Source organism: Nonomuraea montanisoli (genome assembly GCF_013363975.1).
Taxonomy (GTDB): Bacteria; Actinomycetota; Actinomycetes; order Streptosporangiales; family Streptosporangiaceae; genus Nonomuraea; species Nonomuraea montanisoli.
The window spans coordinates 290889-305134 of record NZ_JABWGN010000011.1 but is presented as its reverse complement, the minus strand read 5'-3'; the positions used below and the strand labels follow the sequence as shown (position 1 = coordinate 305134).

The 14246-nt window shown below is 72.3% G+C and carries 12 protein-coding genes; 8 read left to right on the top strand and 4 right to left on the bottom strand.

Annotated features, from left to right (window positions below; all coding sequences use genetic code 11):
- Positions 1–4 precede the first annotated feature (4 nt).
- Positions 5–295, top strand: coding sequence for a hypothetical protein (locus HTZ77_RS48420; RefSeq protein WP_175592847.1), 291 nt, complete (start codon positions 5–7; stop codon positions 293–295).
- Here HTZ77_RS48420 and HTZ77_RS46705 read toward each other — a convergent pair.
- On the bottom strand, positions 285–2300 hold the full coding sequence (locus HTZ77_RS46705) for a serine/threonine-protein kinase (RefSeq protein WP_235995277.1): 2016 nt from the start codon (positions 2298–2300) through the stop codon (positions 285–287). The two genes, HTZ77_RS48420 and HTZ77_RS46705, sit on opposite strands and share 11 nt — an antisense overlap.
- A gap of 70 nt (positions 2301–2370) precedes the next feature.
- Here HTZ77_RS46705 and rsmA point away from each other — a divergent pair, with 70 nt between their 5' ends.
- Both rsmA and HTZ77_RS28895 read left to right on the top strand, forming a co-directional pair.
- Positions 2371–3255: a 16S rRNA (adenine(1518)-N(6)/adenine(1519)-N(6))-dimethyltransferase RsmA gene (gene rsmA, locus HTZ77_RS28900; protein ID WP_175592846.1), complete on the top strand. Its 885-nt coding sequence runs from the start codon at positions 2371–2373 to the stop codon at positions 3253–3255.
- A 306-nt stretch (positions 3256–3561) separates the two neighbouring features.
- Positions 3562–4773: a C40 family peptidase gene (locus HTZ77_RS28895; protein ID WP_175592845.1), complete on the top strand. Its 1212-nt coding sequence runs from the start codon at positions 3562–3564 to the stop codon at positions 4771–4773.
- 803 nt (positions 4774–5576) lie between these two features.
- Here HTZ77_RS28895 and HTZ77_RS28890 read toward each other — a convergent pair.
- Entirely contained in the window at positions 5577–5978 is a 402-nt protein-coding gene (locus tag HTZ77_RS28890) for a hypothetical protein (RefSeq protein ID WP_175592844.1), read from the bottom strand.
- Positions 5979–6554: 576 nt separating this feature from the next.
- Between HTZ77_RS28890 and HTZ77_RS28885 the strand changes: the two genes are divergently transcribed.
- Entirely contained in the window at positions 6555–7127 is a 573-nt protein-coding gene (locus tag HTZ77_RS28885; protein ID WP_328808827.1) for a GNAT family N-acetyltransferase, read from the top strand.
- A gap of 152 nt (positions 7128–7279) precedes the next feature.
- On the opposite strand, the gene HTZ77_RS28880 is transcribed toward HTZ77_RS28885, so the two are convergent.
- Positions 7280–8113 (bottom strand): arginase family protein, encoded by an 834-nt coding sequence (locus tag HTZ77_RS28880; RefSeq protein WP_175592843.1) that lies wholly within the window; start codon positions 8111–8113, stop codon positions 7280–7282.
- Between the two features lie 321 nt (positions 8114–8434).
- On the opposite strand from HTZ77_RS28880, the gene HTZ77_RS28875 reads away from it, so the two are divergent.
- Together HTZ77_RS28875 and HTZ77_RS28870 are read left to right on the top strand one after the other, a co-directional pair.
- Positions 8435–9337: a 4-(cytidine 5'-diphospho)-2-C-methyl-D-erythritol kinase gene (locus HTZ77_RS28875; RefSeq protein ID WP_175592842.1), complete on the top strand. Its 903-nt coding sequence runs from the start codon at positions 8435–8437 to the stop codon at positions 9335–9337.
- A 122-nt stretch (positions 9338–9459) separates the two neighbouring features.
- On the top strand, positions 9460–11277 hold the full coding sequence (locus HTZ77_RS28870; protein WP_175592841.1) for an ABC-F family ATP-binding cassette domain-containing protein: 1818 nt from the start codon (positions 9460–9462) through the stop codon (positions 11275–11277).
- 65 nt (positions 11278–11342) lie between these two features.
- Here the strand turns inward: HTZ77_RS28870 and HTZ77_RS28865 are convergent, their stop codons facing one another.
- Positions 11343–11843, bottom strand: a complete 501-nt coding sequence (locus HTZ77_RS28865) for a MarR family winged helix-turn-helix transcriptional regulator (protein WP_175592840.1) — start codon at positions 11841–11843, stop codon at positions 11343–11345.
- Positions 11844–11899: 56 nt separating this feature from the next.
- Between HTZ77_RS28865 and HTZ77_RS28860 the strand changes: the two genes are divergently transcribed.
- The gene (locus HTZ77_RS28860; protein ID WP_205303727.1) at positions 11900–12682 is read left to right on the top strand and encodes a trans-aconitate 2-methyltransferase; all 783 of its coding nucleotides are present in this window, start codon (positions 11900–11902) and stop codon (positions 12680–12682) included.
- A 73-nt stretch (positions 12683–12755) separates the two neighbouring features.
- Positions 12756–14246 carry a CYTH and CHAD domain-containing protein gene (locus HTZ77_RS48415; RefSeq protein WP_175592839.1) on the top strand — a complete coding sequence of 497 codons (1491 nt, stop codon included), beginning with the start codon at positions 12756–12758 and terminating at the stop codon, positions 14244–14246.

Below are 14246 nucleotides of genomic sequence, written 5' to 3'. Positions count from 1 at the left end.
ACTGGTGCAGGCGGCGTTGTCGCGGGCCGCGGCGCTCGCGGCGGTCGCGCTGCTTGCGGCGCTGGTGCTGCCCGCGGCGTCGGTGGTCGCGCTGCTTGCGGCGCTGGTGCTGCCCGCGGCGTCGGTGGTCGCGCTGCTTGCGGCGCTGGTGCTGCCCGCGGCGTCGGTGGTCGCGCTGCTTGCGGTGCTCGTGCTGCCCGTGGCGTCGGCGGTCGCGGGGCTCGCCATGCCCGCGGCCGTCGTGGACAGCATCACCGCGGTGAGGAGCGCCGCGCGCAGGGTGATCACAGCCTGACCTCCACCTGGCGGCCCCCCTTGAGCAGGGTCGCCGTGAGCCGGACGGGGGTGCGGTAGAGAGGCAGGTCGAAGACGTAGGCCCGGTCGAGGCGGCCACCCGGCGCGATCACGTCGGGAAGCCGGACCGGCGCGGGATCGTGCCGGCCGCCCTGGTCGTCCACCAGCGACACGGCCGGGCTGCCGATCTCCCGCAGGGCGCCACCCGGGTTGATCATCGACCAGCGCACGACGCAGAGCTGCCCCTGGGTCTGCCGCGCGCCCTCGTACTCCTTCAGCCCGCACGTCGGCGCGGTCGCGACCACCAGCACGGGGTCGTCGAACGACGTGCCGAGCGGGAACCGGCGGCCGAGATCGGCCGGCTGCCGCTGCGCCGCCGGGGAGGCGCTGCGGGTGCGGATGGGGGAGGCGACGTCGCGGGGCGAGGTGGTGATGAGGACGGCCGCGGTGACGGCGATGGCGAGGACGGCGGCGGCCGCGGCGATGAGCCAGCGGGTGCCGCGGGGACGCCGGGCCTGCTGGTCCTGCTGGTCCTGCTGGTTCTGGGGTGGGATGGTGTCGGAGGTCTCCAGCGGGCGCGAGACGGCGGCACGCGGCTCACCGCGGGCGGCCTGGCTGCCATCACTCTTGGCTGCGGGCTCACCCTGGGACAGCGCCTGGACCTGGGCTTGGGCCTGAGCCTGGACCCGCGCCTGGGCTTGGACATCCCACTGGGCCAGTTGCTCGCGGGCGGCCAGCTCCTCGCGCCGCGCCAGCTCCTCCTGCGACAGGGCGCCCGGCTTCTCCATCCGGGTGGGCCCGTCCGAGGCGGGGCCCGGCGCCGCCGACCCGCCCGGCGCCGAGGTGTGTGTCGCCGACCCGCCCGGCGCCGAGGTGTGTGCCGCCGGGCCTTTTGCGGCGGGCCGTGACGAAGACGTGGGCGCAGAAGAGACGGGACCTGACGGGGACGAGGCGGGTGAGGAGCTTGGCGTGGAAGAGGGGGACGCAGGTGGGGAAGCGGTTCCCGAGGAGGACTGACCCGGCGTCGCCAGGGTGTCGGCCGGCGGTGGGGTGGCGAAGGTCGCGGTGATGTCGGGCTCGTCCACCACGTTCTGCGGCGCCTGCCACTCGCTCAGCAACTCGGTGGCCACCAGCGTGGGCGGATCGGCGGCCGGGGCCGTGACCGTCGCCCCCGCGCCGGGGAGCCCGCCGCCGACCAGGGCGATCACGAGCTCCTGAGCCGACGGCCGCTGGGCGGGGTCCATCGCGGTGGCCCGCCGTACGAGATCGTTGAGCGGGGCGGGAAGCGTGCCCAGCTCGGGTGCCGAGTGCAGCACCCGCGAGGCCAGCGTGATGACGTCACCCCGGCCGAACGGATGGCGGCCGTTGCCCGCGTAGGCGACCAGGCAGCCCCAGGCGAAGATGTCCACGGCCGGGGTGATCGTCTCGCCGCGTACCTGCTCGGGCGCCCACCAGCCCGGACTGCCGAGCAACTCGCCGGAGAGCGTGAACCCGGTCTCCCGGTCCAGCGCCCGCGCGATGCCGAAGTCGATCACGCGCGGCCCGGACAGGGAGAGGATGACGTTGGCCGGCTTGAGATCGCGATGGACCAGGCCCGCCACGTGGATGGCGGCCAGCGCCGCCGCGACGCCGAGCGCCACGCCGTGCAGCGGGCCGGGGTCGAGCGCGCCGTACTGCGAGATCTGGGCCGACAGGGGGGTGCCCGCGATGTACTCGGTCACCATGTACGGCCGGCCGTCGCCGGTGTTGCCGTTGTCGAGGACCTGGGCGGTGCAGAACGAGGCCACCCTGCGCGCGTTCTCCACCTCGGCGTGGAAGCGGACCGCGAACCCCTCCTGGTTGGCGAACTCCGCCTTCACCACCTTGACCGCCACGAACCGCCCCGTGGGAGCGCGGGCCAGGAACACGGTGCCCATGCCGCCCTCGCCGAGGCGGCCGAGTAACCGGTAAGGCCCGATCTCCCGCAGATCCGTCGGGCGAAGGGGTGCGGCGCCCGTTGGCTCCATCAGGGACGTCCCTTCCTGTTCCACGCCATCCTCCCCTGTGGTCCCCCCGTACGCCATCGCACGTTCTTCGATGCGGGAGACTGGTTGGATGATGAGGCTGTTGGGCCCAACAGAAATACGTATTTTGGCGGACAAGCTAGATCTTCGTCCCACGAAAAAGCTGGGACAGAACTTCGTCATCGACGGAGGGACCGTCCGGCGCATCGTACGGGCAGCGGACCTGTCGCCGGAAGACGTGGTGATCGAAGTGGGGCCCGGCCTCGGGTCGCTCACCCTGGCGTTGCTGCCGTCGGCGCGACACGTGGTGGCCGTCGAGATCGATCCCGTGCTGGCGACCCAGTTGCCGCTCACGGTGGGGGAGCGCGGCCTCGGCGACAAGCTGACCGTGGTGGCGGCCGACGCCATGCGCGTCTCGCTCGCCGACCTGGGCGGCTACACGCCCACGGCGCTGGTGGCCAACCTGCCGTACAACGTGGCGGTGCCGGTGGTGCTGCACCTGCTGGAGGCGCTGCCGTCGCTGGAGAAGGGCCTGGTCATGGTCCAGTCCGAGGTGGCCGACCGGCTCGCGGCGGGGCCGGGTTCCAAGGTGTACGGGGTGCCGTCGGTGAAGGCCGCCTGGTACGCGGACGTACGCCGGGCGGGACCGGTGGGCCGGACGGTCTTCTGGCCGGTGCCCAACGTGGACTCGGGCCTGGTCTCGCTGGTGCGCCGCGACCCGCCGGCGACGAAGGTGTCGCGGGAGGAGGTGTTCGCGGTGATCGACGCCGCGTTCGCCCAGCGCCGCAAGACCCTGCGCGCGGCGCTGTCGTCCTGGGCGGGCAGCCCGCCGGCGGCGGAGGAGGCCCTGCGAGGGGCGGGCGTGGACCCGTCGGCACGCGGCGAGCAACTGGACATCCACGCCTTCGCCCGCATAGCGGAACACAAGCCGGAGCCAGCCGCATCCCCCAACCGGTGACTGGTGACCGGCGGCTGGTGATCGGTGACTGGCGGCTGGCGGCTGGTGACCCGTGACGGGGTGACCCGTGACTGGGGTGACCCGTGACCTGTGACTGTTGCGGAGCCCGGAGCCCGGAGCCCGGAGCCCGGAGCCCGGAGCCCGAAGCCCGGAACCCGAAGCCCGAAGCCCGAAGCCCGAACGAGCTTTTCCACAGCCCGCCACCACCACCGCCCCCTTATCCCCAGAACCCCGCTCGGCCCCCCGACCCAACCACCGCCCGACCGATCCTGAGGCCTCCACCCTTCACCGGCACCGGAGGCCCCCATGTCCCCCCGTCCCGTCCTCACCCCGTCCCTGCTCTGCCGCGCCTCGGTGGCGATCGGCGGCAGCCTGTTCGCCGGCCTCACCGCCCTGCCAGGCCCGGCGTCCGCCACGCCCACGACCGCACCTTGCTTCGGCACGGTCACGCTCTCCAAGACGTACGCAAGGCTCCTGACCGACCGGCATCTGACCGACCCGGACGCCCTGTCCAGCAGCAGACCCCGCCACCTCAAGGGCACCGCCCGGCCGATCCTCTTCGCGGCCCGCCCCGGCAGCCTCGCCCAGGGGGAGGTGCGCCTCGTGGTGACCCTCCCTCCTCAGGCGTGCGAGGGAAGCCCACCTCTGACGGCGGCCCTCGATCGAGCAGGCATCACCATCACCCACCCCACCCCGACGCCGCCCACCTTCCCCACATGGTGGCCGCTGTGGCCATACCGGGCCACGCCTTCGGGATGGAGGCCACAACCTCTTTGGCGAAGCTTCCAGAACGAAGCACCCGACAACCCCAACCCGCCACAACACCCCGAACTCCCCACGCCCCAGCCCCCCGCCCTCCCGATACCCCCGACCTACGGCCAGCCCCTTCCGGATCTCCACCCCACCCAAGAGCTGCCGAGCACTGGCCTGCCGAGCACCACGACAAGCCAGAAGCCCCGCAGGCATGCACCGACGCCTCCCCGCCCCGCAGACACCCACGACCAGGAAACCAACCGCGACCAGGGAGCCAAGTCGGAGTACGGAGGCTACTCAGAGCACAGTGACAAGAGAGACCGGGCAGACAAGACGGACCGCGCAGACACCCGCACCAGCGGCGAAATCGCCGTAGCCGCTGCCCTGGACCAACTCGGCACCCCGTTCTCCTGGGGCGGCGGCGCCTCCACAGGCCCGACCAGAGGCGTCGGCAGAGGCGCCGGCACCACAGGCTTCGACTGCAGCGGCCTCACCCTGTACGCCTGGTCCAAGGCAGGCGTGAAGCTCGGCCACTACACCGGCTCGCAATTCCGCCAAGGCCACCGAGTGCCGGTGACCGCCCTGCGCAAGGGCGACCTGGTCTTCTTCGGCGGAGGCACGGGAGACCCCACGCACGTGGGCCTCTACCTCGGCGACGGCATCATGATCCACGCCCCGAAGACCGGAGACGTAGTACGCAAGACCAGCTTCCTCGACTCATCCCACTACCGCCCTCGCTACCGAGGCGCCGTACGCCCAGGCTGACCCCACGACGTCCCACCCGACCGCTGGGAGGGGCCGCGCCGCCCAGCCTTCTGTCGGGACGGGATCCGGGTGGGACTACGCCTGCGGTGCTTGAAGGCGTGACCAGGCTGGGCGGGGTCCTGCCGAAGCGGTACAACGTGCTCGGATCTGCCTGAGGTCCTCGCGACGCATGATGACTACGCACCAAACCCTCTTGCATGTCACGCGGTAGCCGAAGCACGCCGCCCCGCAGGGCGTCATGACGCAGCGCCACAAGGCACCACCGATGTCATTCGGTCGTCACTCGGTGCCACTGCGTGGCGGCGCCAGCGCCCTCGACGCCAGCCTTGGACTCCGGCGTGCACGTATCGGCCAGCAGCGCCGTCGGCAGGAGCTTGCCGCTCATCAGCGCGGTGATGAACGTGTGATCGCTCAGGTCAGCTCCGCTCAGGTCAGCTCAGGTCAGCTCAGGTCAGCCCAGGCCTCAGCTCGGCCCAGTTCTCAGCTCGGCCCAGTTCTCAGCTCGGCCCAGTTCTCAGCTCAGCTCAGCTCAGTCCAGGCTCAGTTCGGCTCGGCTCGGCTCGGCCCAGCTCAGCCCAGTCCCAGCTCAGCTCAGCTCAGGTCGGATTGGGGCGTGCCAGGTTGGATCGGGTCGGGCCAGGTCGGGGGATCTCACCTGGCCTTGCGGCCGTAAGGAGGCGGGCGGCCGGGTGTGACCGGGGCCGCTTTCGTGGACGTCATCTCCTGAACCACCACGCAGTCGCGTCGCAGGGGTCCGGACGGGACCCCTGCGACCGAGCGGTGACTGTGCAGGTGGACATCCATCAGGCAGCGTCGAGGGCCTCGGTGATCTTGCGGGCCATCTCGGCGAGGATGGGGGTGGGCTCGCCCTTCTGGGCCCAGGCTGCGGCATCGACGGCGACGAGGACGGTGCGGCGGAAGTTGTCGGCTTCTGCCGGATCCTGCTGGTTGAGCAGGCTCATCGAGGCCGTCAGGGCCGGCAGTACCTGGTCGGCGATTTCGGCGGTGGTCTTGCCCTTCAGGCCCTTCGGCGCCTTGTTGAGCACGTGCCCGACCGGCCCGGTCGCGGAGGACAGAGCGATGGAGGCGGCCGTGGCGACCTTGTGGGCCGAGCCGTCGGCACCGGCGACGGCCACCAGCGAGACGACGCCCCAGCCGGCGGTCCGGAGGGTCTGGGCGTTCTGGTCGGTGAGGGTGACGGACATGGCGGTGCTCCTTCGAAAGTTGTCACGAGGTTCAGATCGAACGGGCCGTTGGTGGAATGAGGTCCTGGGAGTGCCGCAGGGTGTCTGGATCGCTCAGGTCGGATCGCCAAAGCGGATCGCCCCCGGGCTCAGGGCCTCAGTCGCCGTTCCGTTCATGGCCTTTACGATCGCCGACCGCTCTGACGCAGGGCCGTCACCGTGCTGATGCGGTCGCTGACACGACGCTGGGCCGTTGCCGTGCTGTGGTGGTCGCTGACACGACGCTGGGCCGTTGCCGTGCTGTGGTGGTCGCTGGCGCGGTGCTGGGCGGTTGCTGTGCTGTGGTGGTTGCTGGCGCGGTGCTGGGCCGTTGCCGTGCTGAGGTGGTCGCTGGCACGACACCGCGTGGTCAGCGTGGTCCGCACGATGGGTGGTCCGCACGATGGACGGCCCATCGGAACGCCTCCGGCGCACGCGGTGGCCGGGGGAGGAGACGGTCGGCGATTCCCGGGCCACACCCGGCCGGAAGCGCCTCGCGGTGTGCCCGGTCCGCTGACCGCGCCCCCGGGGCAGGCTGTTCACCGGGATAATCGGCGCGTGCCCTTGCTCGTTCGACCCTCGTTGTCCGCCGGCAGGATGGCGACGCTCGCGCAGCCCACGATCGATGCCCGAGGCGTCCTGCTTCGGCCCTGGCAGCAGTCCGACCGGTCCGCCGTCCTGGCGGGATACGCCGATCCGGCCATCCAGCGCTGGCACTGCCGGTCCATGACCGACGAGGAGGCCCACGACTGGATCCAGTCCTGGCCCGGGCGCTGGCGTCAGGAGACCGGCGCCGGATGGGCCGTGGTGGACGCGGGGGCGGTCGTCGGCCAGGTGAGCCTGCGCCGGCTGGACTTCCGCGACGGGGTGGCCGAGGTGTCGTACTGGGTGCTGCCGGCGGCGCGCGGCCGTCGGATCGCCCCGCGAGCCCTGTCAGCCGTGACCGCGTGGTCCTTCGCCGCGCTCGGGCTGCACCGCATGGAGCTGAACCACTCCACGGCCAACCCGGCGTCGTGCCGGGTGGCAGAGGCGGCCGGGTTCGCCCTGGAGGGCGTCAAACGCCGCGAGGCCCTGCATGCCGACGGCTGGCACGACATGCACATGCACGCCCGCCTCGACACCGACGACTGAGGAAAAGCCCCGGGCCTCGGGTCTCGGGTCTTTGGGGTGGCGTGGTGTCTTCGTCGTTTCGGGGTCTCGGGTCTTTGGGGTGGTGTGGCCTCTTCGCCGTCCCCGGGGCTCAGTTTTTCGGGGTGGCCTGGCGTCTCCACCCTCCCCCGGTCTCAGGTTCTCGGGGCGGTGCACGCCTCCACCAGGCTCGGGACGAGGGAGGCGAGGAGGGCCTGGTCCTCGGGGCGGGACGGCTCGTACTCGGTGATGCCGAGCCCGGCCACCTCGAAGCGGTTCGCGGTCGCCTCGACCATGGCGAGGAGCTGGTCCGGCTGCAGGCCGCCGGGGGCGGGGGAGCCGACGGCGGCGAAGGCGCGCGGGTCCAGCACGTCCAGGTCGATGTGGATGTAGACGGCCGCGCTCCGGCCGGGAGGCGTCGCCGCCGCGATCGCCTCCGTCAGGGCGGCCGGATCCGGCCCGGTGACCCGCCGGATGCCCGTGGCCTCGATGAACGCGATCTCTCCCGGGTCCAGGTCGCGGACGGCGGCGAGGACGATCCGGCGCGGGTCCAGCGGGGCGTCCGCCACCAGGCCGGCGGGGCCCTCGCCCGTCAACGCGCGCAGCACCATGCCGTGGAAGGCGCCCGACGGCGACGTGGCCGGGGTGTTGAGGTCTCCGTGCGCGTCGAACCACACGACCACCAGCCGGTCGCCGTGACGCCGCATCGCCTCCGCCACGGGCTCCAGCTCGACCCCGCAGTCGCCTCCTGCCGTGACGACGAAGCCCGCGGCCCCCGACACCGCCGACCGTACCCGCGCCGCCGTCTCCGGCAGGTCGTCGTCATCGACCTCCACGCGTACGCGGTGAGTGGCGGGCATCATGTCGGCCAGCAGCTTCGCGCCCTCGCGCAGCCGCTCGGCCGTGGGCGCGCCGGAGCCACGCCACTGCGGCACCTCGACGACCGTCACGTCGGACCTCGCCGCAGCCGCGACCGTCTGCCCCACCATGCCTCCCAACCGAGCCCGCAAAGCCCAACCGAGCCCGCAGAGCCCCTACCGAGCCACCTAGCCCGCCGAGCCCGCCGAGCCCGCTGAGCCCGCTGAGCCCGCTGAGCTGCCGAGTCCGCGAGAGCCCCGCGAGCCGCCGCGCCCAGCGAGCCCACCAAGCCCACCCAGCGCGCAAAACCCCAGTTCAGCACATAACCGTACAATGGCGCACACTCCCGCGGTGATCCCCCGGTCACTTCCCGGAGAACCGCGTGACCGGGCTACGCGCCCGTATACCATCGGGTGTCCTTCCCGGCAGGCGATGAGAGTGGCAGAAGATTCATGAGTTCGGTGACCGTACGGGTGCCCGCGAAGGTCAACGTCCAGTTGTCCGTGGGGCCGCTGCGCGAGGACGGCTATCACGACCTGGTCAACGTCTTCCACGCCGTGTCCGTCTTCGACGAGGTCGTCGCCAAGGAGTCCGAGTCCATCACCGTGTCGGTGGCGGGTGACTGGGCCGACCAGGTGCCGGTCGACGACGGCAACCTCGCCATCCAGGCCGCCCGCGCCCTCGCCAAGCACGCCGGACGCACCTACGGAGCCCAGCTCGTCATCCACAAGTCCATCCCGGTCGCCGGCGGCATGGCCGGGGGCAGCGCCGACGCGGCGGGCGCGCTGGTGGCGTGCAACGAGCTCTGGGGTCTCGGCCTGCCGCTGGAGGACCTCATGGAGATCGCCGCCGACCTGGGCAGCGACGTGCCGTTCTCGCTGCTCGGAGGGACGGCGGTCGGCACCGGGCGCGGCGAGCGGCTGAGCGACGTGCCGACGGGCGGGCAGTTCCACTGGGCGTTCGCCGTGGCCAGGGAGGGCCTGTCCACCGCCAAGGTGTACGCGGAGTGCGACCGGCTGCGTGAGACGGCGGGCGTCGAGGTGCCGTGGCCCCAGCTCAGCGAGCCGCTGCTGGCGGCGCTGCGCACCGGCGACGCCGAGGCGCTGGGCGGGCAGCTCGGCAACGACCTGCAGAGCGCGGCGCTCTCCCTGCGCCCCGACCTGAGCGACACCCTGGAGGCGGGCCGCCGGGCCGGCGCCCTGGGCGCTCTCGTGTCCGGCTCCGGCCCCACCTGCGCCTTCCTCGCCACCGACGCCGACCACGCCCTGCGCCTGGCCGACACACTGTCGCATCTGCCCACCTGCCGCACGGCCCTCGCCGCCCACGGCCCCGTCCCGGGCCCACGCCCCTCCTGAGGTCCTGAAGCGGTCCACTGAGGTCCTGAAGCGGCCCACTGAGGTCCTGAAGCGGCCCACGGAGATCCTGAAGCGGCCCACGGGATCGCCACCCCCGTGGGGGCCGATACGCTGGTGGGACGATGAATCTGGTCAATCTCGAGTCCGTCTCCCATGCCTACGGCCCCAAGCCGCTCCTCGACGACGTCTCCCTCGGCGTCAGCGCCGGTGAGCGCATCGGCGTCGTCGGCCGCAACGGCGGTGGCAAGACCACGCTGATGTCGGTCGTGGCCGGTGGCGTGAAGCCCGACAGCGGCCGCGTCACCCACACGCGGGGCCTGCGCATCGGCCATCTCTCCCAGCACGACGACCTCGACCCGGCCCTGCCGGTGCGCGAGATCGTGCTCGGCGGCCGCGCGGAGCACGAGTGGGCCGGCGACCAGGCCGTCCGCGAGATCCTCGCCAACCTCATCGGCGACCTCGACCTCGACGCCAGGGCGGGCGAGCTGTCCGGCGGCGAGCGGCGGCGCACGGCGCTGGCCCGGCTGCTCATCGACGAGCACGACCTGATCATGCTGGACGAGCCCACCAACCACCTCGACATCGAGGCGATCGCCTGGCTGGCGGCGCACCTGTCCGGGCGCAGGAGCGCGCTGGTGGTGGTGACCCACGACCGCTGGTTCCTCGACGCCGTGTCCACCCGCACCTGGGAGGTCGTGGACGGGCGGGTCGAGCGCTACGAGGGCGGGTACGCCGCGTACGTGCTGGCCAAGGCCGAGCGGGCGCGCATCGCCCAGGCCGCCGAGGAGCGCCGGCAGAACCTCATGCGCAAGGAGATCGCCTGGCTGCGGCGCGGTCCGCCCGCCCGTACGTCCAAGCCGAAGTTCCGCATCGAGGCCGCCCAGGCGCTCATCGCGAACGAGCCGCCGCCGCGTGAGAGCGTCGAGCTGGTGAAGTTCGCCACGGCGCGGCTCGGCAAGACCGTGTACGACCTGGAGGACGTCACCCTGCACGCCGGCGGTCCCGGCGCGGGGCCGCTGGTCCTCGACCGCACCACGTGGCAGTTCGGGCCGGGCGACCGCATCGGGCTGATCGGCGTGAACGGCTCCGGCAAGTCCTCGGTGCTGCGCCTGCTGGCCGGCACGGTGGAGGCCGACTCGGGCCGGGTCGTGCGCGGCCGGACGGTGCGGCTGGCGCACCTGTCGCAGGAGCTGGCCGAGCTCGACCCGGCGCGGCGCGTGCTGGAGACGGTCGAGGAGATCCGCAAGTACATCCAGGTCGGCAAGAAGGAGTGGACGGCCTCGCAACTGCTCGAACGCCTCGGGTTCAAGGGCGAGGCGCAGTGGAAGGTCGTCGGCGACCTGTCGGGCGGCGAGCGGCGGCGGCTGCAGCTCCTGCGGCTGCTCATGGACGACCCGAACGTGCTGCTGCTCGACGAGCCGACCAACGACCTCGACATCGAGACGCTGAACGAGCTGGAGGACCTGCTCGACGGCTGGCCGGGCACGCTGATCCTGGTCAGCCACGACCGCTACTTCCTGGAGCGCGTCACCGACCGCTCGGTGGCCCTGCTGGGCGACGGGCGGCTGTCGATGCTGCCGGGTGGAGTGGACGAGTACCTCGAACGGCGGGCGGCGGGAGCCGCGCTGACGGCCCGTACCGGCGTCGGAGCGACCACCTCGGGCACCTTGGGCGCGAAGGACGCGCTCGACAGCCCGGCGGAAACCCCCGCGGGGCTCTCGGCCAAGGAGGAACGGGAGCTGCGCAAGGAGCTCAACCGCCTCGAACGGCAGCTCGACAAGCTGGGCGAGCAGGAGGCCAAGCTGCACGCGGCCATGGCCGAGGCGGCGGCCGACTACGAGAGGCTCGGCTCCCTGGACGCGCAGCTACGCGATGTGCTGGCCCAGAAGGACGACGTCGAGGCGGCCTGGCTGGAGCTCGCCGACCGCCTCGGCGACTGACCCTCCCGAGCGCGACGGGTCAGGAGCCGGACCGGGCGCGGGTCAGGTGTCGAACAGAGCGCGGGTCAGGAGTCGAACGGGGCCAGGAGGGTGCGGAGCAGGCCGGCCAGCGCCCGCTGATCCTCCGCGCCCAGCCCCGCCAGCAGCTCGTGCTCCCGGCGCAGCAGCCCGGCGAACGCGGCGTCGACGCGGTCGAGCCCGGCCGGCGTGAGCGACACGAGCACCCCGCGCCGGTCCTCCGGGTCGGGCCGGCGCACCACGAGCCCGGCCTGCGCCAGGCGGTCGATCCGGTTCGTCATCGTGCCGGAGGTGACCAGCGTGGCGCGCAGCAGCGCCCCCGGGCTCAGCTCGTACGGCTTGCCGGCCCGGCGCAGCGCCGTCAGCACGTCGAACTCCCACGGTTCGAGGCCGTGCTCGGCGAATGCGGCACGTCTTGCCCGGTCGAGGTGTTTGGCCAGCCTCGATACGCGGGAGAGCACCTGGAGGGGCTCGACGTCGAGGTCGGGCCGTTCGGCCCGCCAGGCCGCGACGAGCCGGTCCACCTCGTCCTGCGCATCCTGCGTCATGACACCGAGTGTACTGTCTTGACATCGAGATATGTATCTCGATATCAATTATCTTTATGTCAAGAGATATCTGGGATCCCGCAACCTACGCCAGGTTCGCCGACGAGCGGTCACGCCCGTTCCACGACCTGCTCGCCCGCGTGGGCGCAGAGCAGCCCGACTACGTCGTGGACGCGGGATGCGGCAGCGGCGAGCTCACCCTGGAGCTCTCCCGCCGCTGGCCCGGGGCGACCGTGGAGGGCTTCGACTCGTCCCCGGCGATGATCTCCAAGGCGCGGGAGCTGGACGGCGCGCCGAGGTTCGCCGTCGCGAACGTGACCATGTGGCGGCCCGACCGCCCGGTGGACGTCCTGCTGTCCAACGCCGTGCTCCAGTGGGTGCCCGAGCACCGTGACGTGCTCGAACACTGGGTGGACGCGCTCGACGAGGACGGCTGGCTGGCCTTCCAGGTGCCGGGGAACTTCGATGCGCCCAGCCACGTCGCGATCCGCGAGGTCTGCGCCTCCCCGCGCTGGGCGGAACGGCTCGGCGACCTGGGACGCGGCGCCGAGGTGGGCGAGCCGGTCGAGTACCTGGACCTGCTGACCGCGCTCGGATGCCGGGTCGACGCCTGGGAGACCACGTACACGCACGTGCTCCAGGGCGAGGACGCCGTCCTCGACTGGATCTCCGGCACCGCCCTGCGGCCCGTCTTCGACCGGCTCGACCCGAGCGAGCACGCCGCCTTCACCAACGACCTCGCGCCGCGGCTCGCCGAGGTCTATCCGGCCAAGAACTACGGCACGCCGTTCCCGTTCCGCAGGATCTTCGTGGTGGCCCACAAGGCCGCCGATCAGTAACCGATCAGGACTCATGTGATTCTCCACCTCACAGTGGCATGATTGTTATAAATCAGGACCTTTGTGAGGTGCGGTGGGCATCGAGATCGAGGACAAGTTCGACGTACCCCCCGACTACGCGATTCCGGACCTGAGCCGGGTCGGCGAGGTGGTGGGGCCGAAGACCCACACGCTCGTGGCGCTCTACTACGACACGCCCGACCTGCGGCTGGCCGCGCACGGTGTCACCCTCAGACGCCGCAGGGGCGGCGACGACGCCGGATGGCACCTCAAGCTGCCCAAGGCCAAGGGCGCCCGCCAGGAGATCCACCACCCCCTCACCCGCAGCGTCAGGGTCGTGCCCGACGAACTGGGCGAGCTGGTTCGCGCCTACACACGGGGAGCCCCGCTCCAGGCGGTGGCCGAGCTGGAGACCCGCAGGAGCGTCACGGTCGTCCGCGACGGCGAGCGGCGTCTCGTCGAGGTCGCCGACGACCACGTCAAGGGCACGGTGTTCGGCGAGGAGTCGCGGATCGTCCGCTGGCGCGAGGTCGAGGCGGAACTGCTCGACGGTGACGCGCAGGTGCTCGCCAAGGTCGGCAAGCGGCTCCGCAAGGCGGGCGCGACCCCGGCCGGGGCGTCGAGCAAGCTCCTGAGGCTCCTCGACGTGCCCGCGCCGCGCCGGGCCGTGACCGAGCCGGGCAGCGCCGGCGAGGTGGTGGTCGGCTACCTGGCCTCCCAGGTCGGCGCGCTGCTCGCGCAGGATCCCCGGGTACGGCGGGCCGAGGAGGACGCCGTCCACCAGATGCGGGTCGCCTCCCGGCGCCTGCGCAGCGCGCTCAAGGCGTTCAAGAAGATCGTCGGGAACACCGCCCACGTCCAGGAAGAGTTGAAGTGGCTCGGAATGGTCCTCGGCGAGGCCCGCGACCTGGAGGTGATCCGGGAGAGGTTCGCCGGGGAGCTCTCGGGACTCGCGCCCGAGCTGGTCACCGGCCCGATCCGGAGCAGGCTCGGCGACGGCCTGCACGGGCGCGAGGCGGAGGCGTACGGGCGGATCCGCGAGGCGCTGAGCGGCGACCGCTACTACCTGCTGCTCGACGCCCTGGACGAGCTGACGGCGGCGCCGGAGCTGGGCAAGCGCGCGGCCGGGCCGGCGGCGGAGGAACTGCCCGCCGTGGCCACCACGAACTGGGAACGGGTGGCGCACCGGTACGACGCGGCCCAGGAGATCACCGAGCCGGAACGCCACGAGACGGCGATGCACGACGTGCGCAAGGCGGCCAAGCGCGCCCGCTACACCGCCGAGGCGCTCCAGGACGTCCTCGGCCCCGGCGCGGCGCGGCTGGGCAAACTGGCCGAGGGGGTGCAGGACGCGCTGGGCGAGCACCAGGACGCGGTGGTCGCGCAGGAGACCCTGGTGAAGGAGTCGGGGGCCGCCCGCGAGGCGGGCGAGGACACCTTCACCTACGGCGTGCTGATCGGCCTGGAGCGCACCCGCGCCGACCGGGCCATGGAGGACTTCCCCGAGGTGTGGGCCCGCACGTCCAGGAAGGTCCGCAAGGCACTCAAGAAGCTCGCGCCATGA

Coding starts and splice junctions, on each gene's coding strand:
- HTZ77_RS28860 (WP_205303727.1), top strand. CDS start 11,900: ATGTCAAGAGATATCTGGGATCCCGCAACCTACGCCAGGTTCGCCGAC.
- HTZ77_RS28865 (WP_175592840.1), bottom strand. CDS start 11,843: ATGACGCAGGATGCGCAGGACGAGGTGGACCGGCTCGTCGCGGCCTGG.
- HTZ77_RS46705 (WP_235995277.1), bottom strand. CDS start 2,300: ATGGAGCCAACGGGCGCCGCACCCCTTCGCCCGACGGATCTGCGGGAG.
- rsmA (WP_175592846.1), top strand. CDS start 2,371: ATGCGGGAGACTGGTTGGATGATGAGGCTGTTGGGCCCAACAGAAATA.
- HTZ77_RS28880 (WP_175592843.1), bottom strand. CDS start 8,113: ATGGTGGGGCAGACGGTCGCGGCTGCGGCGAGGTCCGACGTGACGGTC.
- HTZ77_RS28890 (WP_175592844.1), bottom strand. CDS start 5,978: ATGTCCGTCACCCTCACCGACCAGAACGCCCAGACCCTCCGGACCGCC.
- HTZ77_RS28875 (WP_175592842.1), top strand. CDS start 8,435: ATGAGTTCGGTGACCGTACGGGTGCCCGCGAAGGTCAACGTCCAGTTG.
- HTZ77_RS28895 (WP_175592845.1), top strand. CDS start 3,562: ATGTCCCCCCGTCCCGTCCTCACCCCGTCCCTGCTCTGCCGCGCCTCG.
- HTZ77_RS28870 (WP_175592841.1), top strand. CDS start 9,460: ATGAATCTGGTCAATCTCGAGTCCGTCTCCCATGCCTACGGCCCCAAG.